Origin of the sequence: Enterobacter cloacae complex sp.6700776 (assembly GCF_048284255.1) — a bacterium.
GTDB classification, from domain to species: Bacteria; Pseudomonadota; Gammaproteobacteria; order Enterobacterales; family Enterobacteriaceae; genus Enterobacter; species Enterobacter intestinihominis.
Map to the genome: position 1 here is coordinate 1 of NZ_JBLVYK010000100.1, position 344 is coordinate 344.

Annotated in this window: 1 pseudogene; it reads left to right on the plus strand. The window is 68.6% G+C overall.

From position 1 onward, the window contains the following. A pseudogene (locus ACNQ0T_RS23400) lies at positions 1-344 on the plus strand (hypothetical protein); the annotation flags it as partial.

The following is a 344-nucleotide window of genomic DNA, read 5'->3' on the forward strand; positions in this document are numbered from 1 at the left end:
GGGTCGTGGTGAGCCAGCAGGCTCTCCAGGGCGGTGAGCGCCAGCCCGGCCTGAAATTCCTCGAAAACCGCCACAACCCGGCGGCCTTTGAGCCGGTACCGCAGGCGGAAGCCGCGCAGCCAGTGGCAAAAGCAGAAAAACCTGCCGCCTCCGGCGTCTACACCGTGGAGGTGGAAGGCAAAGCCTTTGTGGTCAAAGTCAGCGACGGCGGTGACGTCAGCCAGCTGACGGCGGCTGCTCCTGCTCCTGCTCCTGCTCCTGCTCCTGCCTCTGCACCCGCCGCTGCCGCCCCGGCCGGCGCCGGTATCCCGGTGACCGCCCCGCTGGCGGGCACTATCTGGAAG